This is a genomic window from Pseudomonas anguilliseptica (genome assembly GCF_900105355.1).
Classification (GTDB): Bacteria; Pseudomonadota; Gammaproteobacteria; order Pseudomonadales; family Pseudomonadaceae; genus Aquipseudomonas; species Aquipseudomonas anguilliseptica.
In genome coordinates this window covers 994,339-1,019,121 of sequence record NZ_FNSC01000001.1, presented here as the reverse complement: position 1 = coordinate 1,019,121, position 24,783 = coordinate 994,339, and the positions used below count along the sequence as shown (strand labels likewise).

12 protein-coding genes, 8 tRNA genes and 6 rRNA genes are annotated in these 24,783 nt (G+C 53.5%); all 26 read left to right on the top strand.

The window, feature by feature from the left end:
* Positions 1–205: 205 nt before the first annotated feature.
* The 26 genes from tyrS to rpoB all read left to right on the top strand — a co-directional run bounded on the left by tyrS (position 206) and on the right by rpoB (position 24,780).
* Entirely contained in the window at positions 206–1,408 is a 1,203-nt protein-coding gene (gene tyrS, locus BLW24_RS04935; protein ID WP_090377428.1) for a tyrosine--tRNA ligase, read from the top strand.
* Between the two features lie 665 nt (positions 1,409–2,073).
* Positions 2,074–3,610, top strand: a 16S ribosomal RNA gene (locus tag BLW24_RS04930).
* Positions 3,611–3,675: 65 nt separating this feature from the next.
* Positions 3,676–3,752 (top strand) — tRNA-Ile (locus BLW24_RS04925).
* A 31-nt stretch (positions 3,753–3,783) separates the two neighbouring features.
* A tRNA-Ala gene (locus tag BLW24_RS04920) sits at positions 3,784–3,859 on the top strand.
* Between the two features lie 244 nt (positions 3,860–4,103).
* Positions 4,104–6,994 (top strand): 23S ribosomal RNA (locus tag BLW24_RS04915).
* A 133-nt stretch (positions 6,995–7,127) separates the two neighbouring features.
* Positions 7,128–7,243, top strand: a 5S ribosomal RNA gene (gene rrf / locus BLW24_RS04910).
* A gap of 372 nt (positions 7,244–7,615) precedes the next feature.
* Positions 7,616–9,152, top strand: a 16S ribosomal RNA gene (locus BLW24_RS04900).
* 65 nt (positions 9,153–9,217) lie between these two features.
* A tRNA-Ile gene (locus tag BLW24_RS04895) sits at positions 9,218–9,294 on the top strand.
* 31 nt (positions 9,295–9,325) lie between these two features.
* Positions 9,326–9,401, top strand: a tRNA-Ala gene (locus BLW24_RS04890).
* Between the two features lie 244 nt (positions 9,402–9,645).
* Positions 9,646–12,536: ribosomal RNA gene (locus BLW24_RS04885) — 23S ribosomal RNA — on the top strand.
* A gap of 133 nt (positions 12,537–12,669) precedes the next feature.
* Positions 12,670–12,785: ribosomal RNA gene (rrf, locus tag BLW24_RS04880) — 5S ribosomal RNA — on the top strand.
* Together the 16S, 23S and 5S rRNA genes with 4 tRNA genes alongside form the textbook arrangement of a ribosomal RNA operon.
* A 143-nt stretch (positions 12,786–12,928) precedes the next feature.
* The gene (gene birA / locus BLW24_RS04875) at positions 12,929–13,894 is read left to right on the top strand and encodes a bifunctional biotin--[acetyl-CoA-carboxylase] ligase/biotin operon repressor BirA (RefSeq protein WP_090377422.1); all 966 of its coding nucleotides are present in this window, start codon (positions 12,929–12,931) and stop codon (positions 13,892–13,894) included.
* A complete protein-coding gene (locus tag BLW24_RS04870) occupies positions 13,884–14,630 on the top strand; it encodes a pantothenate kinase (protein WP_090377419.1) in 747 nt (248 codons plus the stop codon). Before birA ends, BLW24_RS04870 begins: the two co-directional genes overlap by 11 nt.
* 8 nt (positions 14,631–14,638) lie before the next feature.
* On the top strand, positions 14,639–15,310 hold the full coding sequence (locus BLW24_RS04865) for an SPOR domain-containing protein (protein WP_090377417.1): 672 nt from the start codon (positions 14,639–14,641) through the stop codon (positions 15,308–15,310).
* A 141-nt stretch (positions 15,311–15,451) separates the two neighbouring features.
* Positions 15,452–15,536 (top strand) — tRNA-Tyr (locus BLW24_RS04860).
* A gap of 24 nt (positions 15,537–15,560) precedes the next feature.
* Positions 15,561–15,634 (top strand) — tRNA-Gly (locus BLW24_RS04855).
* 26 nt (positions 15,635–15,660) lie between these two features.
* Positions 15,661–15,736 (top strand) — tRNA-Thr (locus BLW24_RS04850).
* A gap of 83 nt (positions 15,737–15,819) precedes the next feature.
* Positions 15,820–17,013, top strand: coding sequence for an elongation factor Tu (tuf, locus tag BLW24_RS04845; protein ID WP_090377413.1), 1,194 nt, complete (start codon positions 15,820–15,822; stop codon positions 17,011–17,013).
* Between the two features lie 54 nt (positions 17,014–17,067).
* A tRNA-Trp gene (locus BLW24_RS04840) sits at positions 17,068–17,143 on the top strand.
* Between the two features lie 43 nt (positions 17,144–17,186).
* Entirely contained in the window at positions 17,187–17,555 is a 369-nt protein-coding gene (secE, locus tag BLW24_RS04835; protein ID WP_090377410.1) for a preprotein translocase subunit SecE, read from the top strand.
* Between the two features lie 9 nt (positions 17,556–17,564).
* Positions 17,565–18,098, top strand: a complete 534-nt coding sequence (gene nusG / locus BLW24_RS04830) for a transcription termination/antitermination protein NusG (protein WP_090377407.1) — start codon at positions 17,565–17,567, stop codon at positions 18,096–18,098.
* A gap of 116 nt (positions 18,099–18,214) precedes the next feature.
* A complete protein-coding gene (gene rplK, locus BLW24_RS04825) occupies positions 18,215–18,646 on the top strand; it encodes a 50S ribosomal protein L11 (protein ID WP_090377404.1) in 432 nt (143 codons plus the stop codon).
* A complete protein-coding gene (gene rplA, locus BLW24_RS04820; protein WP_090377400.1) occupies positions 18,646–19,341 on the top strand; it encodes a 50S ribosomal protein L1 in 696 nt (231 codons plus the stop codon). The genes rplK and rplA overlap by 1 nt, the downstream gene beginning before the upstream one ends.
* 200 nt (positions 19,342–19,541) lie before the next feature.
* Positions 19,542–20,042 carry a 50S ribosomal protein L10 gene (rplJ, locus tag BLW24_RS04815; protein WP_090377397.1) on the top strand — a complete coding sequence of 167 codons (501 nt, stop codon included), beginning with the start codon at positions 19,542–19,544 and terminating at the stop codon, positions 20,040–20,042.
* 79 nt (positions 20,043–20,121) lie between these two features.
* Entirely contained in the window at positions 20,122–20,487 is a 366-nt protein-coding gene (rplL, locus tag BLW24_RS04810; protein WP_090377394.1) for a 50S ribosomal protein L7/L12, read from the top strand.
* Positions 20,488–20,706: 219 nt separating this feature from the next.
* On the top strand, positions 20,707–24,780 hold the full coding sequence (rpoB, locus tag BLW24_RS04805; RefSeq protein ID WP_090377390.1) for a DNA-directed RNA polymerase subunit beta: 4,074 nt from the start codon (positions 20,707–20,709) through the stop codon (positions 24,778–24,780).
* The last annotated feature ends 3 nt before the right edge of the window (positions 24,781–24,783 follow it).

Genomic DNA, 24,783 nt, shown 5'->3' with positions numbered 1-24,783 from the left:
TTTTTGACTTTAAAAATGAAAAGAAATAGATAAACGAAATGATGAATATGCATTAACTGTATAAAATATAACCAAATCGCTAGCTAGGCAACCCCGGTTGTCGCGAGGTGGTCTTAGTGTAGGTGGGTGGCGGGCAGAACTTGTGATTTGTCTGCGATCTTGTATGGTTGGTTCCCTTTTGTTTTGAGTGGTCGTGAGTCCTGTCATGAAGTCGGTTGAAGAGCAGTTGGCGCTGATCGCGCGTGGCGCGGAAGAGGTTTTGGTTGAGGCTGAGCTGGTTGAGAAACTCAAGCGTGGTCAGCCGCTGCGTATCAAAGCCGGTTTTGATCCAACGGCACCGGATCTGCACCTCGGACACACAGTGCTTATTAATAAGTTGCGTCAGTTCCAGGAGCTGGGGCATCAGGTGATTTTCCTGATCGGTGACTTCACAGGGATGATTGGTGATCCCAGCGGCAAGAGCGCGACTCGCCCGCCGTTGACCCGCGAGCAGGTTCTGGAAAACGCGGAGACCTACAAGAGTCAGGTGTTCAAGATACTCGACCCGGCGAAAACCGAAGTCGCGTTCAACTCCACCTGGATGGATAAGATGGGGCCGGCAGATTTTATTCGTCTGACTTCGCAGTACACCGTTGCGCGGATGCTTGAGCGAGATGATTTTAGTAAGCGCTACTCGACCAATCAGCCGATCGCAATCCATGAGTTCCTCTATCCGCTGGTGCAGGGTTATGACTCGGTCGCTCTGCAGGCAGATGTTGAGCTGGGTGGCACTGATCAGAAATTCAACCTGCTGATGGGGCGCGAGTTGCAGCGTTCCTATGGGCAGGCGTCACAGTGCATCGTCACCATGCCGCTGCTTGAAGGGTTGGATGGCGTGAAGAAGATGTCCAAATCATTGGGCAACTATATAGGTATCCAGGAAGCCCCTGGTGTCATGTACAACAAGCTGGTGTCCATGCCCGATGCTTTGATGTGGCGCTATTTTGAGCTGCTCAGTTTCCGCTCCATGGAGGAGATCGAGCAGTTCAGGTGCGATGTCGAGAAGGGCGCCAATCCCCGTGACATCAAAATCAAGCTGGCCGAAGAGATCGTTGCGCGCTTTCATGGCGAAGAGGCGGCGCTCAGTGCTCATCGCTCGGCGGGCAATCGAATGAAGGGTGGTGAGCTGCCTGATGATCTGCCAGGGATTGAGGTGTTGTCTGTTGGGGATATGCCGATTGCCGCGCTCCTTAATAAGGCAGGTCTGGTGAAGAACGCTGCTATGGCGCGCGATCTGTTGGGTTCCGGCAGTGTGCGTGTGGATGGAGAGGTGGTGGATCGCTTCTTTATATATAAGATGGGAGCCGTGCATGTCTGTCAGGCCGGCAAGAAGGCGTTTGCACGTATTACGCTTAAGCTCGATTCGTGATGCGCTAGATGCAGTAGGTTCGACAAAACCGTTGAAGCGTCAGCTTCAACGGCTTTGTCGTTTTTGCGGTCGGCGCATGGGTGTGGAGTAGTCGTGGCTCTTGATTAGCGGCTTTTGAAACAAAAGCATAACAATCGATTGATCTTCTTTTGCCAGTCCCTATAATGCGCAGCTGTTCAGGCGTATGCGGCTCCTTAAGCTTCTTATAAAACAAGAAGTTAGATTTAAATAAGGGGTTGCAAAGCAGCGAAAGCTGCGTAGAATGCGCATCCTCTTCAGGGGTAGTGTTTAAGGCTGGAGAGGTTCGGTCGAGGTGATCGAGGGCGGTAAAAGAGGCGGTTGACAGCGGTTTGAAGCGCTGTAGAATTCGCCTTCCGCTGACGATAAGCTAGATGTCGATCGAAAGCGCAAGTGGTTGAGATTGAAAAGAAATTTTCGAAATCACTTGACGGAAGATGAGGTTGCTGTAGAATGCGCACCTCGGTTGAGGCGAAAGGCTTAACCAACCGCTCTTTAACAGCTGAATCAAGCAATTCGTGTGGGTGCTTGTGAGGTAAGACTGCTAGTCGCAAGATTATCAGCATCACAAGTAACACTCGTTAATTTGAGAGTTTTTTGCGATTGCTGAGCTAGGTTTAGGGTTTTTTCAAAACCCAAGCAGTATTGAACTGAAGAGTTTGATCATGGCTCAGATTGAACGCTGGCGGCAGGCCTAACACATGCAAGTCGAGCGGTAGAGAGAAGCTTGCTTCTCTTGAGAGCGGCGGACGGGTGAGTAATGCCTGGGAATCTGCCTTGTGGTGGGGGATAACGTTCGGAAACGGACGCTAATACCGCATACGTCCTACGGGAGAAAGCGGGGGATCTTCGGACCTCGCGCCATTAGATGAGCCTAGGTCGGATTAGCTAGTTGGTGAGGTAATGGCTCACCAAGGCGACGATCCGTAACTGGTCTGAGAGGATGATCAGTCACACTGGAACTGAGACACGGTCCAGACTCCTACGGGAGGCAGCAGTGGGGAATATTGGACAATGGGCGAAAGCCTGATCCAGCCATGCCGCGTGTGTGAAGAAGGTCTTCGGATTGTAAAGCACTTTAAGTTGGGAGGAAGGGCAGTAACCTAATACGTTATTGTTTTGACGTTACCGACAGAATAAGCACCGGCTAACTTCGTGCCAGCAGCCGCGGTAATACGAAGGGTGCAAGCGTTAATCGGAATTACTGGGCGTAAAGCGCGCGTAGGTGGTTCAGTAAGTTGGAAGTGAAATCCCCGGGCTCAACCTGGGAACTGCTTTCAAAACTGCTGAGCTAGAGTACGGTAGAGGGTGGTGGAATTTCCTGTGTAGCGGTGAAATGCGTAGATATAGGAAGGAACACCAGTGGCGAAGGCGACCACCTGGACTGATACTGACACTGAGGTGCGAAAGCGTGGGGAGCAAACAGGATTAGATACCCTGGTAGTCCACGCCGTAAACGATGTCAACTAGCCGTTGGAATCCTTGAGATTTTAGTGGCGCAGCTAACGCATTAAGTTGACCGCCTGGGGAGTACGGCCGCAAGGTTAAAACTCAAATGAATTGACGGGGGCCCGCACAAGCGGTGGAGCATGTGGTTTAATTCGAAGCAACGCGAAGAACCTTACCTGGCCTTGACATGCTGAGAACTTTCCAGAGATGGATTGGTGCCTTCGGGAGCTCAGACACAGGTGCTGCATGGCTGTCGTCAGCTCGTGTCGTGAGATGTTGGGTTAAGTCCCGTAACGAGCGCAACCCTTGTCCTTAGTTACCAGCACGTTATGGTGGGAACTCTAAGGAGACTGCCGGTGACAAACCGGAGGAAGGTGGGGATGACGTCAAGTCATCATGGCCCTCACGGCCAGGGCTACACACGTGCTACAATGGTCGGTACAAAGGGTTGCCAAGCCGCGAGGTGGAGCTAATCCCATAAAACCGATCGTAGTCCGGATCGCAGTCTGCAACTCGACTGCGTGAAGTCGGAATCGCTAGTAATCGTGAATCAGAATGTCACGGTGAATACGTTCCCGGGCCTTGTACACACCGCCCGTCACACCATGGGAGTGGGTTGCACCAGAAGTAGCTAGTCTAACCGCAAGGGGGACGGTTACCACGGTGTGATTCATGACTGGGGTGAAGTCGTAACAAGGTAGCCGTAGGGGAACCTGCGGCTGGATCACCTCCTTAATCGAAGACTTCAGCTTCTTCATAAGTTCCCACACGAATTGCTTGATTCATTGCGAAAGACGATTGGGTCTGTAGCTCAGTTGGTTAGAGCGCACCCCTGATAAGGGTGAGGTCGGCAGTTCGAATCTGCCCAGACCCACCAATTGTTGTGGGGTTTGGTCTTGTAAGAATATGGGGCCATAGCTCAGCTGGGAGAGCGCCTGCCTTGCACGCAGGAGGTCAGCGGTTCGATCCCGCTTGGCTCCACCATATACAGCCTCGTTGAGAGTTCAGAAATGAACGTTCCTACTGCAAGTAGATGAATGTTGATTTCTGGTCTTTGATCAGTAACAAATCGTTCTTTAAAAATTTGGGTATGTGATAGAAGTGACTGATTAATTACTTTCACTGGTAATTAATCTGGTCAAGGTAAAATTTGTAGTTCTCAATTGCAAATTTTCGGCGAATGTCGTCTTCACGTTAGAGGCAATAACCAGATTGCTTGGGGTTATATGGTCAAGTGAAGAAGCGCATACGGTGGATGCCTTGGCAGTCAGAGGCGATGAAAGACGTTGTAGCCTGCGATAAGCTCCGGGGAGTCGGCAAGCAGACTTTGATCCGGAGATCTCTGAATGGGGGAACCCAGCCAGCATAAGCTGGTTATTACACACTGAATACATAGGTGTGTAAGGCGAACCAGGGGAACTGAAACATCTAAGTACCCTGAGGAATAGAAATCAACCGAGATTCCCTTAGTAGTGGCGAGCGAACGGGGACTAGCCCTTAAGTTGATTTGAGAATAGTGGAAGGCTCTGGAAAGTGCCGCCGTAGTGGGTGATAGCCCCGTACACGAAATTCTCTTATCAATGAAATCGAGTAGGACGGAGCACGAGAAACTTTGTCTGAATATGGGGGGACCATCCTCCAAGGCTAAATACTACTGACTGACCGATAGTGAACTAGTACCGTGAGGGAAAGGCGAAAAGAACCCCGGAGAGGGGAGTGAAATAGATCCTGAAACCGTATGCGTACAAGCAGTGGGAGCCCACTTTGTTGGGTGACTGCGTACCTTTTGTATAATGGGTCAGCGACTTATATTCAGTGGCGAGCTTAACCGAATAGGGGAGGCGTAGCGAAAGCGAGTCTTAATAGGGCGTTTAGTCGCTGGGTATAGACCCGAAACCGGGCGATCTATCCATGGGCAGGTTGAAGGTTAGGTAACACTGACTGGAGGACCGAACCGACTACCGTTGAAAAGTTAGCGGATGACCTGTGGATCGGAGTGAAAGGCTAATCAAGCTCGGAGATAGCTGGTTCTCCTCGAAAGCTATTTAGGTAGCGCCTCGTGTATCACTGCTGGGGGTAGAGCACTGTTTCGGCTAGGGGGTCATCCCGACTTACCAAACCGATGCAAACTCCGAATACCAGCAAGTGTCAGCACGGGAGACACACGGCGGGTGCTAACGTCCGTCGTGAAAAGGGAAACAACCCAGACCGTCAGCTAAGGTCCCAAAGTTATGGTTAAGTGGGAAACGATGTGGGAAGGCTTAGACAGCTAGGAGGTTGGCTTAGAAGCAGCCACCCTTTAAAGAAAGCGTAATAGCTCACTAGTCGAGTCGGCCTGCGCGGAAGATGTAACGGGGCTCAAACCATACGCCGAAGCTACGGGTTCAACGTAAGTTGAGCGGTAGAGGAGCGTTCTGTAAGCCTGTGAAGGTGAGTTGAGAAGCTTGCTGGAGGTATCAGAAGTGCGAATGCTGACATGAGTAACGACAATGGGAGTGAAAAACTCCCACGCCGAAAGACCAAGGTTTCCTGCGCAACGTTAATCGACGCAGGGTGAGTCGGCCCCTAAGGCGAGGCAGAAATGCGTAGTCGATGGGAAACGGGTTAATATTCCCGTACTTCTAATTACTGCGATGGAGGGACGGAGAAGGCTAGGCCAGCACGGCGTTGGTTGTCCGTGTTTAAGGTGGTAGGCTGGTTTCTTAGGTAAATCCGGGAAATCAAGGCCGAGAACTGATGACGAGTTACCTTTTAGGTGACGAAGTGGTTGATGCCATGCTTCCAGGAAAAGCTTCTAAGCTTCAGGTAATTAGGAACCGTACCCCAAACCGACACAGGTGGTTAGGTAGAGAATACCAAGGCGCTTGAGAGAACTCGGGTGAAGGAACTAGGCAAAATGGCACCGTAACTTCGGGAGAAGGTGCGCCGGTGAGGGTGAAGTATTTACTACGTAAGCCCATGCCGGTCGAAGATACCAGGCCGCTGCGACTGTTTATTAAAAACACAGCACTCTGCAAACACGAAAGTGGACGTATAGGGTGTGACGCCTGCCCGGTGCCGGAAGGTTAATTGATGGGGTTAGCTAACGCGAAGCTCTTGATCGAAGCCCCGGTAAACGGCGGCCGTAACTATAACGGTCCTAAGGTAGCGAAATTCCTTGTCGGGTAAGTTCCGACCTGCACGAATGGCGTAACGATGGCGGCGCTGTCTCCACCCGAGACTCAGTGAAATTGAAATCGCTGTGAAGATGCAGTGTATCCGCGGCTAGACGGAAAGACCCCGTGAACCTTTACTATAGCTTTGCACTGGACTTTGAGTTTACTTGTGTAGGATAGGTGGGAGGCTTTGAAGCGTGGACGCCAGTTCGCGTGGAGCCATCCTTGAAATACCACCCTGGTAACCTTGAGGTTCTAACTCTGGTCCGTTATCCGGATCGAGGACAGTGTATGGTGGGTAGTTTGACTGGGGCGGTCTCCTCCTAAAGAGTAACGGAGGAGTACGAAGGTGCGCTCAGACCGGTCGGAAATCGGTCGTAGAGTATAAAGGCAAAAGCGCGCTTGACTGCGAGACAGACACGTCGAGCAGGTACGAAAGTAGGTCTTAGTGATCCGGTGGTTCTGTATGGAAGGGCCATCGCTCAACGGATAAAAGGTACTCCGGGGATAACAGGCTGATACCGCCCAAGAGTTCATATCGACGGCGGTGTTTGGCACCTCGATGTCGGCTCATCACATCCTGGGGCTGAAGCCGGTCCCAAGGGTATGGCTGTTCGCCATTTAAAGTGGTACGCGAGCTGGGTTTAGAACGTCGTGAGACAGTTCGGTCCCTATCTGCCGTGGACGTTTGAGATTTGAGAGGGGCTGCTCCTAGTACGAGAGGACCGGAGTGGACGAACCTCTGGTGTTCCGGTTGTCACGCCAGTGGCATTGCCGGGTAGCTATGTTCGGAAAAGATAACCGCTGAAAGCATCTAAGCGGGAAACTTGCCTCGAGATGAGATCTCACTGGAACCTTGAGTTCCCTAAAGGGCCGTCGAAGACTACGACGTTGATAGGTTGGGTGTGTAAGCGCTGTGAGGCGTTGAGCTAACCAATACTAATTGCCCGTGAGGCTTGACCATGTAACACCCAAACAATTTGATGTTTGTGTGTCTCTATGAAGACTGCAACAGCCGAAAATTTGCGAAACTACAAACTAAGACATCACATACCCAATTCGGGATAGCGCCTAACCGCGACATCCCAGCTGAATCGCTTGACGACTATAGAGCATTGGAACCACCTGATCCCATCCCGAACTCAGTAGTGAAACGATGCATCGCCGATGGTAGTGTGGGGTTTCCCCATGTGAGAGTAGGTCATCGTCAAGCACCTACACCAAAACCCCCGACCGTGAAAACGGTCGGGGGTTTTACTATTAGTACAAGCATGAAGTTTTGAGCGATCAGAGCGAGTGCTGACAAGTTGTAATGCAAGTGATTGAGTAGAAAGAGCTTTTCTAAAAAGAACTTCGAAAAATAGCTTGACGCAAGATGAGGCTGCTGTAGAATGCGCGCCTCGGTTGAGGTGAAAGACTTAACCACCCGCTCTTTAAAAACTGAATCAAGCAATTCGTGTGGGTGCTTGTGAGGTAAGACTGCTAGTCGCAAGATTATCAGCATCACAAGTAACACTCGTTAATTTGAGAGTTTTTTGCGATTGCTGAGCTAAGTTTAGGGTTTTTTCAAAACCCAAGCAGTATTGAACTGAAGAGTTTGATCATGGCTCAGATTGAACGCTGGCGGCAGGCCTAACACATGCAAGTCGAGCGGTAGAGAGAAGCTTGCTTCTCTTGAGAGCGGCGGACGGGTGAGTAATGCCTGGGAATCTGCCTTGTGGTGGGGGATAACGTTCGGAAACGGACGCTAATACCGCATACGTCCTACGGGAGAAAGCGGGGGATCTTCGGACCTCGCGCCATTAGATGAGCCTAGGTCGGATTAGCTAGTTGGTGAGGTAATGGCTCACCAAGGCGACGATCCGTAACTGGTCTGAGAGGATGATCAGTCACACTGGAACTGAGACACGGTCCAGACTCCTACGGGAGGCAGCAGTGGGGAATATTGGACAATGGGCGAAAGCCTGATCCAGCCATGCCGCGTGTGTGAAGAAGGTCTTCGGATTGTAAAGCACTTTAAGTTGGGAGGAAGGGCAGTAACCTAATACGTTATTGTTTTGACGTTACCGGCAGAATAAGCACCGGCTAACTTCGTGCCAGCAGCCGCGGTAATACGAAGGGTGCAAGCGTTAATCGGAATTACTGGGCGTAAAGCGCGCGTAGGTGGTTCAGTAAGTTGGAAGTGAAATCCCCGGGCTCAACCTGGGAACTGCTTTCAAAACTCCTGAGCTAGAGTACGGTAGAGGGTGGTGGAATTTCCTGTGTAGCGGTGAAATGCGTAGATATAGGAAGGAACACCAGTGGCGAAGGCGACCACCTGGACTGATACTGACACTGAGGTGCGAAAGCGTGGGGAGCAAACAGGATTAGATACCCTGGTAGTCCACGCCGTAAACGATGTCAACTAGCCGTTGGAATCCTTGAGATTTTAGTGGCGCAGCTAACGCATTAAGTTGACCGCCTGGGGAGTACGGCCGCAAGGTTAAAACTCAAATGAATTGACGGGGGCCCGCACAAGCGGTGGAGCATGTGGTTTAATTCGAAGCAACGCGAAGAACCTTACCTGGCCTTGACATGCTGAGAACTTTCCAGAGATGGATTGGTGCCTTCGGGAGCTCAGACACAGGTGCTGCATGGCTGTCGTCAGCTCGTGTCGTGAGATGTTGGGTTAAGTCCCGTAACGAGCGCAACCCTTGTCCTTAGTTACCAGCACGTTATGGTGGGAACTCTAAGGAGACTGCCGGTGACAAGCCGGAGGAAGGTGGGGATGACGTCAAGTCATCATGGCCCTCACGGCCAGGGCTACACACGTGCTACAATGGTCGGCACAAAGGGTTGCCAAGCCGCGAGGTGGAGCTAATCCCATAAAACCGATCGTAGTCCGGATCGCAGTCTGCAACTCGACTGCGTGAAGTCGGAATCGCTAGTAATCGTGAATCAGAATGTCACGGTGAATACGTTCCCGGGCCTTGTACACACCGCCCGTCACACCATGGGAGTGGGTTGCACCAGAAGTAGCTAGTCTAACCGCAAGGGGGACGGTTACCACGGTGTGATTCATGACTGGGGTGAAGTCGTAACAAGGTAGCCGTAGGGGAACCTGCGGCTGGATCACCTCCTTAATCGAAGACTTCAGCTTCTTCATAAGTTCCCACACGAATTGCTTGATTCATTGCGAAAGACGATTGGGTCTGTAGCTCAGTTGGTTAGAGCGCACCCCTGATAAGGGTGAGGTCGGCAGTTCGAATCTGCCCAGACCCACCAATTGTTGTGGGGTTTGGCCTTGTAAGAATATGGGGCCATAGCTCAGCTGGGAGAGCGCCTGCCTTGCACGCAGGAGGTCAGCGGTTCGATCCCGCTTGGCTCCACCATATACAGCCTCGTTGAGAGTTCAGAAATGAACGTTCCTACTGCAAGTAGATGAATGTTGATTTCTGGTCTTTGATCAGTAACAAATCGTTCTTTAAAAATTTGGGTATGTGATAGAAGTGACTGATTAATTACTTTCACTGGTAATTAATCTGGTCAAGGTAAAATTTGTAGTTCTCAATTGCAAATTTTCGGCGAATGTCGTCTTCACGTTAGAGGCAATAACCAGATTGCTTGGGGTTATATGGTCAAGTGAAGAAGCGCATACGGTGGATGCCTTGGCAGTCAGAGGCGATGAAAGACGTTGTAGCCTGCGATAAGCTCCGGGGAGTCGGCAAGCAGACTTTGATCCGGAGATCTCTGAATGGGGGAACCCAGCCAGCATAAGCTGGTTATTACACACTGAATACATAGGTGTGTAAGGCGAACCAGGGGAACTGAAACATCTAAGTACCCTGAGGAATAGAAATCAACCGAGATTCCCTTAGTAGTGGCGAGCGAACGGGGACTAGCCCTTAAGTTGATTTGAGAATAGTGGAAGGCTCTGGAAAGTGCCGCCGTAGTGGGTGATAGCCCCGTACACGAAATTCTCTTATCAATGAAATCGAGTAGGACGGAGCACGAGAAACTTTGTCTGAATATGGGGGGACCATCCTCCAAGGCTAAATACTACTGACTGACCGATAGTGAACTAGTACCGTGAGGGAAAGGCGAAAAGAACCCCGGAGAGGGGAGTGAAATAGATCCTGAAACCGTATGCGTACAAGCAGTGGGAGCCCACTTTGTTGGGTGACTGCGTACCTTTTGTATAATGGGTCAGCGACTTATATTCAGTGGCGAGCTTAACCGAATAGGGGAGGCGTAGCGAAAGCGAGTCTTAATAGGGCGTTTAGTCGCTGGGTATAGACCCGAAACCGGGCGATCTATCCATGGGCAGGTTGAAGGTTAGGTAACACTGACTGGAGGACCGAACCGACTACCGTTGAAAAGTTAGCGGATGACCTGTGGATCGGAGTGAAAGGCTAATCAAGCTCGGAGATAGCTGGTTCTCCTCGAAAGCTATTTAGGTAGCGCCTCGTGTATCACTGCTGGGGGTAGAGCACTGTTTCGGCTAGGGGGTCATCCCGACTTACCAAACCGATGCAAACTCCGAATACCAGCAAGTGTCAGCACGGGAGACACACGGCGGGTGCTAACGTCCGTCGTGAAAAGGGAAACAACCCAGACCGTCAGCTAAGGTCCCAAAGTTATGGTTAAGTGGGAAACGATGTGGGAAGGCTTAGACAGCTAGGAGGTTGGCTTAGAAGCAGCCACCCTTTAAAGAAAGCGTAATAGCTCACTAGTCGAGTCGGCCTGCGCGGAAGATGTAACGGGGCTCAAACCATACGCCGAAGCTACGGGTTCAACGTAAGTTGAGCGGTAGAGGAGCGTTCTGTAAGCCTGTGAAGGTGAGTTGATAAGCTTGCTGGAGGTATCAGAAGTGCGAATGCTGACATGAGTAACGACAATGGGAGTGAAAAACTCCCACGCCGAAAGACCAAGGTTTCCTGCGCAACGTTAATCGACGCAGGGTGAGTCGGCCCCTAAGGCGAGGCAGAAATGCGTAGTCGATGGGAAACGGGTTAATATTCCCGTACTTCTAATTACTGCGATGGAGGGACGGAGAAGGCTAGGCCAGCACGGCGTTGGTTGTCCGTGTTTAAGGTGGTAGGCTGGTTTCTTAGGTAAATCCGGGAAATCAAGGCCGAGAACTGATGACGAGTTACCTTTTAGGTGACGAAGTGGTTGATGCCATGCTTCCAGGAAAAGCTTCTAAGCTTCAGGTAATTAGGAACCGTACCCCAAACCGACACAGGTGGTTAGGTAGAGAATACCAAGGCGCTTGAGAGAACTCGGGTGAAGGAACTAGGCAAAATGGCACCGTAACTTCGGGAGAAGGTGCGCCGGTGAGGGTGAAGTATTTACTACGTAAGCCCATGCCGGTCGAAGATACCAGGCCGCTGCGACTGTTTATTAAAAACACAGCACTCTGCAAACACGAAAGTGGACGTATAGGGTGTGACGCCTGCCCGGTGCCGGAAGGTTAATTGATGGGGTTAGCTAACGCGAAGCTCTTGATCGAAGCCCCGGTAAACGGCGGCCGTAACTATAACGGTCCTAAGGTAGCGAAATTCCTTGTCGGGTAAGTTCCGACCTGCACGAATGGCGTAACGATGGCGGCGCTGTCTCCACCCGAGACTCAGTGAAATTGAAATCGCTGTGAAGATGCAGTGTATCCGCGGCTAGACGGAAAGACCCCGTGAACCTTTACTATAGCTTTGCACTGGACTTTGAGTTTACTTGTGTAGGATAGGTGGGAGGCTTTGAAGCGTGGACGCCAGTTCGCGTGGAGCCATCCTTGAAATACCACCCTGGTAACCTTGAGGTTCTAACTCTGGTCCGTTATCCGGATCGAGGACAGTGTATGGTGGGTAGTTTGACTGGGGCGGTCTCCTCCTAAAGAGTAACGGAGGAGTGCGAAGGTGCGCTCAGACCGGTCGGAAATCGGTCGTAGAGTATAAAGGCAAAAGCGCGCTTGACTGCGAGACAGACACGTCGAGCAGGTACGAAAGTAGGTCTTAGTGATCCGGTGGTTCTGTATGGAAGGGCCATCGCTCAACGGATAAAAGGTACTCCGGGGATAACAGGCTGATACCGCCCAAGAGTTCATATCGACGGCGGTGTTTGGCACCTCGATGTCGGCTCATCACATCCTGGGGCTGAAGCCGGTCCCAAGGGTATGGCTGTTCGCCATTTAAAGTGGTACGCGAGCTGGGTTTAGAACGTCGTGAGACAGTTCGGTCCCTATCTGCCGTGGACGTTTGAGATTTGAGAGGGGCTGCTCCTAGTACGAGAGGACCGGAGTGGACGAACCTCTGGTGTTCCGGTTGTCACGCCAGTGGCATTGCCGGGTAGCTATGTTCGGAAAAGATAACCGCTGAAAGCATCTAAGCGGGAAACTTGCCTCGAGATGAGATCTCACTGGAACCTTGAGTTCCCTAAAGGGCCGTCGAAGACTACGACGTTGATAGGTTGGGTGTGTAAGCGCTGTGAGGCGTTGAGCTAACCAATACTAATTGCCCGTGAGGCTTGACCATATAACACCCAAACAATTTGATGTTTGTGTGTCTCTATGAAGACTGCAACAGCCGAAAATTTGCGAAACTACAAACTAAGACATCACATGCCCAATTCGGGATAGCGCCTAACCGCGACATCCCAGCTGAATCGCTTGACGACCATAGAGCATTGGAACCACCTGATCCCATCCCGAACTCAGTAGTGAAACGATGCATCGCCGATGGTAGTGTGGGGTTTCCCCATGTGAGAGTAGGTCATCGTCAAGCACCTACATCAAAACCCCCGATCAGGAAACTGGTCGGGGGTTTTACTATGCGCCGCGAAAACGAACCAGGCGCAGGTGCGCCTTTGATAGGCAGCTAAACGGCGCGTCGTTATCATGCGTGCCTTATTGCTAGGCGGGGCTCGCATGCTTGCATTGTTAAAGCTTCTTCAGGACGGGCGCTTCCACTCCGGTGAGGCGCTCGGTGCCGCGTTAGGCATCAGTCGCTCTGCTGTGTGGAAGCAGCTGCAGGCTCTGCAGGCGGAGCTGTCGTTGCCGTTGCACAAGGTGCGCGGGCGTGGATACCGCCTGGCGACGCCACTGCAGTTGTTGGATGTGGATTGGCTGAATGCTCAAGTGGATGCACCGCGGTGGCGTGCGTGTGTTATGCCCAGTGTGGACTCGACCAACGCAGAGGCGTTGCGGCTTTTGCCTGCTGCGCAATCGTTGCCGTACTACGTGCTTGCTGAGCGACAAACCAGTGGTCGGGGGCGGCGGGGGCGTAGCTGGGTAAGTCCTTTCGGGGAGAATCTGTATTACAGCCTGGTTGTTCGCGTTGAAGGCGGTATGCGCCAGCTTGAGGGCATGAGTCTGGCTGTCGGCTTGGCACTGCTGCAGGTTATTCGCGGTTTTGGCGTGGCTGCAGCCGGGTTGAAGTGGCCTAATGATGTCCTGGTTGGCGAGCGCAAGTTGGCAGGCATCCTGTTGGAGCTGTCTGGTGATCCGGCTGATGTTTGCCATGTGGTCATCGGGATTGGTCTGAATGTAAATATGCTCGCAGCAGAGTCTGGCGCTATCGGTCAGCCTTGGACTTCTATGCGTGCGGAGCTGGGTCGTCTGTTGAATCGCAATGAGCTGGCTGGCGAGTTGAACCGCCAGTTATCACGCTATCTGGATATACAGCTGCGTGAGGGATTCGCTGCTTTGCAGGATGAGTGGCAGGCTTGTCACCTTTGGCAGGGGCGATCGGTTGCGTTAACGGCTGGCGGTGAGCCTATCGAGGGTGAGGTTTTAGGGGTGGATCATTCTGGCGCCATTCGCCTTCGTGTTAATGGGCTTGAGCGAAGCTTTAGCGGTGGTGAGCTCAGCCTGAGGTTGCGTGATGATTCTTGAGCTCGATTGCGGTAATACCTTTATCAAGTGGCGCTTGCTCAGTGATAACCAATCCACCTCGAGCGCAGGTGGCGTTGTTGAGTCGGATCAACTGCTTATGGATGTTGTCCGCGAGCAAGCTGTGCAGTTACGCACCTGTCGTCTGGTGAGTGTGCGTAGCGACGATGAGACTGCGCAGCTGATTTCACTGATTGAGCAGACTTTTACTGTCCGGTGTCGTGCTGCTCGTCCTGGTGTGTCCTTGCTGGGTGTGCGTAACGGCTATGAGGAGTACGAGCGTCTGGGACTTGATCGCTGGCTGGCAGTGGTGGCGGCTTACCAGCTATCGCGCAAGGCCGTGTTGGTTATTGACCTTGGTTCCGCGGTTACTTCGGATTTTGTAATGGTAGATGGTACGCATTTGGGCGGGTTTATCTGTCCTGGTGTGCCGTTGATGCGCACGCAGTTGCGAACCCATACCCGGAGAACACGCTATGACAGCGATGAGGCGGCCAAGGCGCTAGAGGATTTGGTGCCGGGGCGGGCGACAGCTGAGGCTGTTGAGCGTGGGGGCTTGTTAATGCTGCGTGGTTTTGTAAGTGGCCAGGTAACGATGGCGGCAGAGCTGCTGGGCAGTGACTTTGATGTTTTCCTCACCGGCGGGGATGCTCCCCTGGTGATGGGTGTTATTCCGGGCGCGCGAGTTGTGCCAGATCTGGTGTTTATCGGCTTGGCAATCGCTTGCCCCATAGATTGAGGTCATGCATGCGCTGGATGTTCTTGTGGTTGGTTGTGCTGAATTTGCTCTATTACGTGTGGCATCAGCAGCAGGCCCCTTTGCGGGTTACTGAAATTGCGCCGCTAAATATGGCGCAAGACAGTAAGCGCGATATTCGCCTGCTCAGTGAGTCGAGCGCGCCGCCGCGGCGAGAGGTGGCAGAGGTTCAGCCTGTTGAGGCGGTTTGTCTGTTTCTTGGTAGTTTTGAGTTAATGGCTGATGCGTCTGCCGTCGAGCAGCGTTTGTTGAGCCTGGATATTCAGTCGCGGGTGCAGAGTATGGATGCGGCGGCGGGCGTCGATTACTGGGTATACCTGCCGCCTTTAGCTTCTCGGCAAGCGTCGTTGCGCCAATTGCGTGAGCTGCAGGCGAGAAAAATTGATAGCTACATCATTACCCAGGGAGATTTGGCCAACGGGATTTCCTTGGGGATATTTCCGCGTAGTGATTCAGCGCAGAGTGTCATGCAGCGCTTGCGTGATGCTGGGTATGAGCCGTCTTTGCGTGAGCTAACGCGCGCGCACCGCAGTTTCTGGGTGCGTATATCGCCGCAGAGTCGACGTCTGGCGGATGATTCTTTGCTGCAGCGTTTGGCTTTTGACTTCAAAGGCTTAGAGCAGCAATTAATGCCGTGCGAGGGGGTTGCAAGCCCTCAGTAGAATGCATAGAATGGCGCCCGCTTCGCAGGGTGGCGCTTACAAGTGTTCTGCGAAGTTGCTGTCAATGTAGCTAACCTCAGGTTTTTTAATGAGAAATTGCTTGACAGTAGGTCGGCATCGAATGAGAATGCCGCCCCGTTTGGAGGGATTCCCGAGTGGCCAAAGGGATCAGACTGTAAATCTGACGTCATCGACTTCGAAGGTTCGAATCCTTCTCCCTCCACCAGATTTAGCGAGAGTTGCAGGCTCCGCGGGTATAGTTCAGTGGTAGAACCTCAGCCTTCCAAGCTGATGATGCGGGTTCGATTCCCGCTACCCGCTCCAGTATTGTTGTTCTTGCAGTGTGTTTCGCTCATGTAGCTCAGTTGGTAGAGCACACCCTTGGTAAGGGTGAGGTCAGCGGTTCGAGTCCGCTCGTGAGCTCCATCTAATAAAGGCAGATATGCAAGTATCTGCCTTTGTTTTATGGCGGTGATGCTGAGTCAATTCTTCTCTGGGAGGCAGTCAAAATGGCTAAAGAAAAGTTTGAGCGTAACAAGCCGCACGTCAACGTTGGCACTATCGGTCACGTTGACCACGGTAAAACCACTCTGACCGCTGCTCTGACCCGCGTCTGCTCCGAAGTATTCGGTTCGGCCAAGGTTGACTTCGACAAGATCGACAGCGCCCCAGAAGAAAAAGCTCGTGGTATCACCATCAATACCGCTCACGTTGAATACGATTCGTCCGTGCGTCACTACGCACACGTTGACTGCCCGGGTCACGCCGACTACGTAAAAAACATGATCACCGGTGCTGCTCAGATGGACGGCGCTATCCTGGTTTGCTCGGCCGCTGATGGCCCGATGCCTCAGACTCGTGAGCACATCCTGCTGTCCCGTCAGGTAGGTGTTCCGTACATCGTCGTGTTCCTGAACAAGGCCGACATGGTTGACGATGCTGAGCTGCTGGAGCTGGTTGAAATGGAAGTGCGCGACCTGCTCAGCACTTACGATTTCCCAGGCGACGACACTCCGATCATCATCGGTTCCGCTCTGATGGCTCTGAACGGCCAAGACGACAACGAAATGGGCACCGGCGCTGTTAAGAAGCTGGTTGAAACTCTGGACAGCTACATCCCAGAGCCGGTTCGTGCAATCGACAAGCCGTTCCTGATGCCAATCGAAGACGTGTTCTCGATCTCCGGTCGTGGCACCGTGGTAACTGGCCGTATCGAGCGCGGTATCGTCAAGATCCAGGAAGAAATCGAGATCGTTGGTCTGCGTGACACCACCAAGACTACCTGTACTGGTGTTGAAATGTTCCGCAAGCTGCTCGACGAAGGTCGTGCTGGCGAGAACTGCGGCGTTCTGCTGCGGGGCACCAAGCGTGACGACGTAGAGCGTGGTCAGGTTCTGGTCAAGCCAGGTTCGGTTAAGCCGCACACCACCTTCACTGCAGAAGTGTATGTGTTGAGCAAAGAAGAAGGCGGTCGTCACACTCCGTTCTTCAAGGGCTACCGTCCTCAGTTCTACTTCCGTACTACTGACGTAACTGGTAACTGCGAACTGCCGGAAGGCGTTGAGATGGTGATGCCGGGTGACAACATTCAGATGACTGTCACTCTGATCAAGACCGTCGCAATGGAAGAAGGTCTGCGTTTCGCCATTCGTGAAGGCGGTCGTACCGTCGGCGCTGGCGTCGTAGCCAAGATCATCGCGTAATCGATTGATCTGTTTTGATCGGGCCGGCATAATGGTCGGCCTGATTCAGTTTTTAGGTCAGTAGCTCAATTGGCAGAGCGACGGTCTCCAAAACCGTAGGTTGGGGGTTCGATTCCCTCCTGACCTGCCATTTTCCCTAGAATTTGGCGCGTCTTTTTACAGGATACTAGTAGATGAATGTTAAGGCTGAAGCCAAAGACTCTCGCTTCGATCTGCTTAAATGGCTCGTAGTTGCTGCTCTGGTAATCGCAGGCGTAGTCGGTAATCAGTATTTCTCTGCTGAGCCTATTCTGTATCGTGTTCTGGCTTTGCTGGTTATTGCCGCATTGGTTGGTGTAATTGCACTGCAAGCCTCAAAAGGTCAGGCTTTTTGGGTGTTGGCAAAAGAAGCTCGCGTTGAAATTCGTAAGGTCGTTTGGCCAACTCGCCAGGAAACCACGCAGACAACTCTGATTGTTGTGGCTGTTGTTTTGGTTATGGCGCTGTTGTTGTGGGGTTTAGATTCCCTGCTTGGTTGGCTTGTTTCGTTGATTGTCGGCTAAGGGTGTCCCGTGGCTAAGCGTTGGTACGTCGTGCATGCTTACTCGGGTTACGAGAAGCATGTTATGCGCTCGTTGGTCGAGCGCGTGAAGCTCGCTGGTATGGAAGACGTTTTTGGCGAGATTCTGGTCCCCACTGAAGAAGTAGTGGAGATGCGGAACGGTCAGAAGCGCAAGAGTGAGCGTAAGTTCTTCCCTGGCTATGTGCTGGTGCAGATGGAGATGAGTGAGGCGACTTGGCATTTGATCAAGAATACCCCGCGCGTCATGGGCTTCATCGGTGGTACTGCAGATAAGCCTGCGCCGATCACTGAAAAAGAAGCTGATGCCATTCTGCGTCGTGTTGCCGATAGCGGTGACAAGCCGAAGCCAAAAACATTGTTCGAGCCGGGCGAAATGGTGCGCGTGACCGATGGTCCGTTCGCTGATTTCAGTGGTGTTGTTGAAGAAGTTAATTACGAGAAGAGCCGAATCCAGGTGGCGGTGACTATTTTTGGTCGCTCTACACCGGTCGAGCTGGGGTTCAGTCAGGTCGAAAAAGCATAACTGACATACGCATCCCTTACCCCGCAGCCATAGGCTGCGGGGTTTTGTCGTCACTGGGATAAATAGGCAATAACTGGGGAGCCGAAAGGCGCTAGAACCCAAAACTGGAGTAGCTCATGGCTAAGAAGATTACGGCTTATATCAAGCTGCAAGTAAAGGCTGCACAAGCCAACCCGTCGCCACCCGTCGGCCCAGCTCTGGGTCAGCATGGCGTGAACATCATGGAATTCTGCAAGGCGTTCAACGCCCGTACTCAGGGCATGGAGCCTGGTCTGCCGACTCCAGTGATCATCACTGTTTATAGCGACCGTAGCTTCACCTTTGAAACCAAAAGCCCCCCTGCTTCGGTTCTGCTGAAGAAGGCTGCTGGCCTGACCAGCGGTTCGGCTCGTCCGAACACCGTTAAGGTTGGCGCCGTGACTCGTGCTCAGTTGGAAGAGATCGCCAAAACCAAACAGGCTGATCTGACTGCCGCTGATATGGATGCAGCTGTGCGTACTATCGCCGGCTCCGCTCGTAGCATGGGCCTCAACGTGGAGGGTGTGTAATGGCTAAGTTGACCAAGCGTCAAAAGGCAATCGCTGAGAAAGTTGAAGCTGGTAAGGCTTACAGCTTTGTTGAAGCTGCCGCTCTGCTGGCTGAACTGTCTGCAGTCAAGTTCTCTGAGTCCGTAGATATCGCTGTCAACCTCGGTGTTGATCCGCGTAAATCTGACCAAGTTGTACGTGGCGCCACCGTTCTGCCGAACGGCTCGGGCAAAAGCGTTCGCGTTGCAGTTTTCACCCAGGGCCCAGCTGCTGAAGCCGCTCTGGCTGCCGGTGCTGATCGCGTAGGTATGGACGATCTGGCTGCCGAAATGAAAGGTGGCGACCTGAACTATGACGTAGTAATTGCTTCCCCGGATGCAATGCGCGTTGTGGGTCAGTTGGGTCAAGTGCTCGGCCCGCGTGGCCTGATGCCGAACCCGAAAGTCGGTACCGTTACCCCTGATGTGGCTACCGCTGTGAAAAACGCCAAAGCTGGTCAAGTACGTTTCCGTACTGACAAGAACGGCATCATCCACGGTTCAGTCGGCAAAGTTGGTTTTGACGCCGAGAAGCTGAAGCAGAACGTTGAAGCGCTGATTTCTGACCTCAAGCGTCTGAAGCCATCGACTTCGAAAGGCATCTACGTCAAGCGCGTAACCCTGAGCACCACTATGGGCCCAGGTCTGGTCATCGATCAAAGCTCGCTCGACGCGTAATACATAGAGGCGGCGTAAGCGATTGCGCTGCTTCGACACTTTGGGGTCCCTGCTTTGCGGGGGCTGTCCAAGACCGTAGGTGGCGCGAGTCTTAAACCAACAGCCTACGCAGATGGTGCTCCCGGTTCCTTACCGAATCAGACACCAAAACGACATCCGGCTTCGGCCAGATGAAACGGTAACAAGCAGGAGTTAAACCCGTGGCAATTAAACTCGAAGACAAGAAGGCCATCGTCGCTGAAGTCAACGAGGCTGCCAAAGTCGCCCTGTCCGCTGTTGTGGCTGATGCCCGCGGTGTGACTGTAGGCGCTATGACCGGACTCCGTAAAGAGGCCCGCGAAGCTGGCGTATACGTACGTGTTGTACGTAATACCCTGCTCAAGCGCGCTGTTGAAGGCACCGATTACTCGGTCCTCAACGACGTGTTCAAAGGCCCGACCCTGATTGCATTCTCCAAGGAACATCCGGGCGCTGCTGCTCGTATTTTCAAAGAGTTCGCCAAGGGTCAGGACAAGTTCGAGATCAAGGCAGCTGCGTTCGAGGGCAAGTTCCTCGCAGCAAACGAGATCGACGTGTTGGCTTCGCTGCCAACTCGCGACGAAGCCATTGCGAAGCTGATGAGCGTGATCCAAGGCGCTACCAGCAAGCTGGCTCGTACTCTGGCGGCCATTCGCGACCAGAAAGAAGCTACCGCTGCCTAAGGCATCGCAAACTCTTTCAAAATCATATGTTTAATTTGATGGCTGCGTAGGCTGTCACCCCAATACAGGATTTAAAGTCATGTCTCTGACTAACGAACAAATCATCGAAGCAATTGGCCAGAAAAGCGTTCTGGAAGTTGTTGAGCTGATCAAAGCAATGGAAGAAACCTTCGGCGTAACCGCTGCTGTTGCTGCTGCTGGCCCAGCTGCTGCCGCCGCTGTTGTTGAAGAGCAAACTGAATTCAACGTCATGCTGACCGACGCTGGCGAGAAGAAAGTTAACGTGATCAAGGCAGTTCGTGAACTGACCGGTCTGGGCCTGAAAGAAGCCAAGGCTGTGGTTGACGGCGCTCCTGCCATGGTTCTGGAAGCTGTTGCGAAAGACGCAGCTGACAAAGCCAAAGCTGCTTTGGAAGAAGCTGGCGCCAAAGTCGAGCTCAAGTAAGCGACGACCTTGCGTCTACAGCCCAAGCGTTGAGCGAAAGGCTGATGGCTGGTGGCTTTTGCCACCGGCCTTTTTCCGTTCTAGGTCGGCGAATCATCAGCTGGCCTGGGGCGCGAAATACCCGCCCGATGTGGCGGCGCAAACCTAGGGTTTGCAAGAGTTTCTGGCAACTCCCGTCGGAGGGGCCAAATAAGCAGGTGACCAAGCTGGGGAACGCTGATGGCTTACTCATATACTGAGAAAAAACGTATCCGCAAGGACTTTAGCAAGTTGCCGGATGTCATGGATGTGCCTTATCTCCTGGCCATCCAGCTGGATTCGTATCGCGAATTCCTGCAGGCAGGGGCGACCAAGGACCAGTTCCGCGACATTGGCCTGCATGCGGCCTTCAAGTCTGTTTTCCCGATTATCAGCTATTCCGGCAATGCTGCTCTGGAATATGTCGGTTATCGCTTGGGCGAGCCGGCTTTTGATGTCAAGGAATGTACGCTGCGCGGCGTAACCTATGCCGTACCGCTGCGGGTAAAAGTCCGTCTGATCATTTTCGACAAAGAATCGTCGAACAAAGCGATCAAGGACATCAAAGAGCAAGAAGTGTACATGGGCGAAATTCCGCTCATGACCGAGAACGGTACCTTCGTTATCAACGGTACCGAGCGCGTTATCGTCTCCCAGTTGCACCGCTCCCCAGGTGTGTTCTTCGACCACGACCGTGGCAAGACACATAGCTCGGGCAAGCTGCTGTACTCGGCGCGGATTATTCCTTACCGCGGTTCCTGGTTGGACTTCGAGTTCGATCCGAAGGACGCCGTGTTCGTGCGTATCGACCGTCGTCGCAAGCTGCCGGCTTCCGTACTGCTGCGCGCGCTGGGCTACAGCACTGAAGAAGTGCTGGAAGCGTTCTACGCGACCAACGTTTTCCACGTTAAGGGCGAAACCCTGAATCTGGAACTGGTTCCGCAGCGTCTGCGTGGTGAAATTGCCGTCCTCGATATCCTCGATGACAAGGGCAAGGTCATCGTTGAGCAAGGCCGCCGGATTACCGCGCGCCATATCAATCAGTTGGACAAGGCCGGCATCAAAGAGCTGCAAGTGCCTATCGACTACCTAATCGGTCGCACCTCGGCCAAGGCAATCGTGCACCCGGCTACCGGCGAAATTATCGCTGAGTGCAACACCGAGCTGAACGTCGAGATCCTGGCCAAAGTGGTCAAGGCTCAGGTTGTGCGCATCGAAACGCTGTACACCAACGACATTGATTGCGGTCCGTTCATCTCCGATACCCTGAAGATCGACAGCACCACCAATCAGTTGGAAGCGCTGGTCGAGATCTACCGCATGATGCGTCCTGGCGAGCCGCCAACCAAGGATGCTGCCGAGACCCTGTTCAACAACCTGTTCTTCAGCGCCGAGCGTTACGACCTGTCGGCCGTTGGTCGCATGAAGTTCAACCGTCGTATCGGTCGCGCCGAAATCGAAGGTTCGGGTGTGCTGAGCAAGGAAGATATCGTCGAGGTGCTCAAGACTCTCGTTGATATCCGTAACGGCAAAGGCATCGTCGACGACATCGACCACCTGGGTAACCGTCGTGTGCGTTGCGTCGGCGAAATGGCCGAGAACCAGTTCCGCGTTGGTCTGGTACGTGTTGAGCGTGCGGTTAAAGAGCGTCTGTCGATGGCCGAAAGCGAAGGCCTGATGCCGCAGGACCTGATCAACGCCAAGCCGGTAGCGGCGGCGGTGAAGGAGTTCTTCGGTTCCAGCCAGCTTTCGCAGTTTATGGACCAGAACAACCCGCTCTCCGAGATCACTCACAAGCGCCGTGTTTCGGCTCTTGGCCTGGGCGGTCTGACCCGTGAGCGTGCAGGCTTCGAAGTCCGTGACGTACACCCGACCCACTACGGCCGTGTGTGCCCGATCGAGACCCCTGAAGGTCCGAACATCGGTCTGATCAACTCCTTGGCGGCCTATGCTCGCACCAACCAGTACGGCTTCCTGGAAAGCCCGTACCGCGTGGTGAAGGACACCCTGGTCACCGACGAGATCGTGTTCCTGTCCGCCATCGAAGAGGCCGATCATGTGATCGCCCAGGCTTCGGCGACCATGAGCGACAAAGGTCAGCTGGTCGACGAGCTGGTAGCCGTACGTCACCTCAACGAATTCACCGTTAAAGCGCCTGAAGACGTCACCCTGATGGACGTATCGCCGAAGCAGGTAGTTTCGGTTGCCGCTTCGTTGATTCCGTTCCTCGAGCACGACGACGCCAACCGCGCGTTGATGGGTTCGAACATGCAGCGTCAGGCTGTACCAACCCTGCGCGCTGACAAGCCGCTGGTCGGTACCGGTATGGAGCGTAACGTCGCCCGTGACTCCGGTGTCTGCGTCGTGGCTCGCCGCGGTGGTGTGATCGATTCCGTCGACGCCAGCCGTATCGTGGTTCGCGTCAATGATGACGAAGTAGAAACTGGCGAAGCCGGTGTCGACATCTACAACCTGACCAAATACACCCGCTCCAACCAGAACACCTGCATCAACCAGCGTCCTCTGGTCAGCAAAGGTGACAAGGTTGAGCGCAGCGACATCCTGGCCGACGGTCCGTCCACCGATATGGGTGAGCTGGCATTGGGTCAGAACATGCGCGTGGCGTTCATGCCGTGGAACGGTTTCAACTTCGAAGACTCCATCTGCCTCTCCGAGCGCGTGGTGCAAGAAGATCGCTTCACCACCATCCACATTCAGGAACTGACCTGTGTGGCGCGTGACACCAAGCTCGGCTCAGAAGAAATCACTTCCGATATCCCGAACGTCGGTGAATCGGCACTGAACAAGCTGGACGAAGCAGGCATCGTGTATGTCGGTGCTGAAGTCGGCCCTGGCGACATTCTGGTTGGCAAGGTCACGCCGAAAGGCGAAACCCAGCTGACTCCGGAAGAGAAGCTGCTGCGTGCGATCTTCGGTGAGAAGGCGTCTGACGTTAAAGACACCTCCCTGCGTGTGCCGACTGGCACCAAAGGTACCGTTATCGATGTGCAGGTCTTCACTCGTGATGGCGTGGAGCGCGATGCGCGTGCCCTGTCGATCGAGAAGAGCCAGCTCGACGAGATCCGCAAGGACCTCAACGAAGAGTTCCGCATCGTTGAAGGCGCAACCTTCGAGCGTCTGCGTTCTGCTCTGGTAGGCAAGAAAGCCGAAGGCGGCGCTGGCCTGAAGAAGGGCGCGGAAGTTACCGATGAGTTCCTCGACGGCCTCGAGCGCGGCCAGTGGTTCAAGCTGCGCATGGCTGACGATGCGCTGAACGAGCAGTTGGAGAAGGCTCAGGCCTATATCTCCGATCGCCGTCAGCTGCTCGACGACAAGTTCGAAGACAAGAAGCGCAAACTGCAGCAGGGCGATGACCTGGCTCCAGGCGTGCTGAAGATCGTCAAGGTCTACCTGGCAATCCGTCGTCGCATCCAGCCGGGCGACAAGATGGCCGGTCGTCACGGTAACAAGGGTGTGGTCTCGGTGATCATGCCGGTCGAAGACATGCCGCACGACATCCACGGCACGCCGGTGGACATCGTACTAAACCCGCTGGGCGTACCGTCGCGTATGAACGTCGGGCAGATCCTCGAAACCCACCTGGGCCTCGCGGCCAAAGGTCTGGGCGAGAAGATCAACCGCATGCTCGAAGAGCAGCGCAAGGTCGCCGAACTGCGCAAGTTTATGCAGCAGATATACAACGAGATCGGCGGTCGTCAGGAAAGCCTGGATGAGCTGAGCGATCAGGAAATCCTCAAGCTGGCGAACAACCTCAAAGGCGGTGTGCCGATGGCCACTCCGGTGTTCGACGGTGCCAAGGAAAGCGAGATCAAGGCCATGCTGAAACTGGCTGACCTGCCAGAAAGCGGCCAGATGCGCCTGATCGACGGTCGTACGGGTAACCAGTTCGAGCGTCCGACCACCGTTGGCTACATGTACATGCTGAAATTGAACCACCTGGTGGACGACAAGATGCACGCGCGTTCCACGGGTTCCTACAGCCTGGTTACCCAGCAGCCGCTGGGTGGTAAGGCGCAGTTCGGTGGTCAGCGCTTCGGTGAGATGGAGGTCTGGGCACTGGAAGCCTACGGCGCCGCCTACACCCTGCAGGAAATGCTGACCGTGAAGTCGGACGACGTGAGCGGCCGTACCAAGATGTACAAAAACATCGTGGACGGTGATCACCGTATGGAGCCGGGCATGCCCGAGTCCTTCAACGTACTGATCAAAGAGATCCGTTCGCTGGGTATCGACATCGATCTGGAAACCGAATAACAC

Coding starts and splice junctions, on each gene's coding strand:
- rpoB (WP_090377390.1), top strand. CDS start 20,707: ATGGCTTACTCATATACTGAGAAAAAACGTATCCGCAAGGACTTTAGC.
- tyrS (WP_090377428.1), top strand. CDS start 206: ATGAAGTCGGTTGAAGAGCAGTTGGCGCTGATCGCGCGTGGCGCGGAA.
- BLW24_RS04870 (WP_090377419.1), top strand. CDS start 13,884: ATGATTCTTGAGCTCGATTGCGGTAATACCTTTATCAAGTGGCGCTTG.
- BLW24_RS04865 (WP_090377417.1), top strand. CDS start 14,639: ATGCGCTGGATGTTCTTGTGGTTGGTTGTGCTGAATTTGCTCTATTAC.
- rplL (WP_090377394.1), top strand. CDS start 20,122: ATGTCTCTGACTAACGAACAAATCATCGAAGCAATTGGCCAGAAAAGC.
- birA (WP_090377422.1), top strand. CDS start 12,929: ATGCTTGCATTGTTAAAGCTTCTTCAGGACGGGCGCTTCCACTCCGGT.
- secE (WP_090377410.1), top strand. CDS start 17,187: ATGAATGTTAAGGCTGAAGCCAAAGACTCTCGCTTCGATCTGCTTAAA.
- rplK (WP_090377404.1), top strand. CDS start 18,215: ATGGCTAAGAAGATTACGGCTTATATCAAGCTGCAAGTAAAGGCTGCA.
- tuf (WP_090377413.1), top strand. CDS start 15,820: ATGGCTAAAGAAAAGTTTGAGCGTAACAAGCCGCACGTCAACGTTGGC.
- rplA (WP_090377400.1), top strand. CDS start 18,646: ATGGCTAAGTTGACCAAGCGTCAAAAGGCAATCGCTGAGAAAGTTGAA.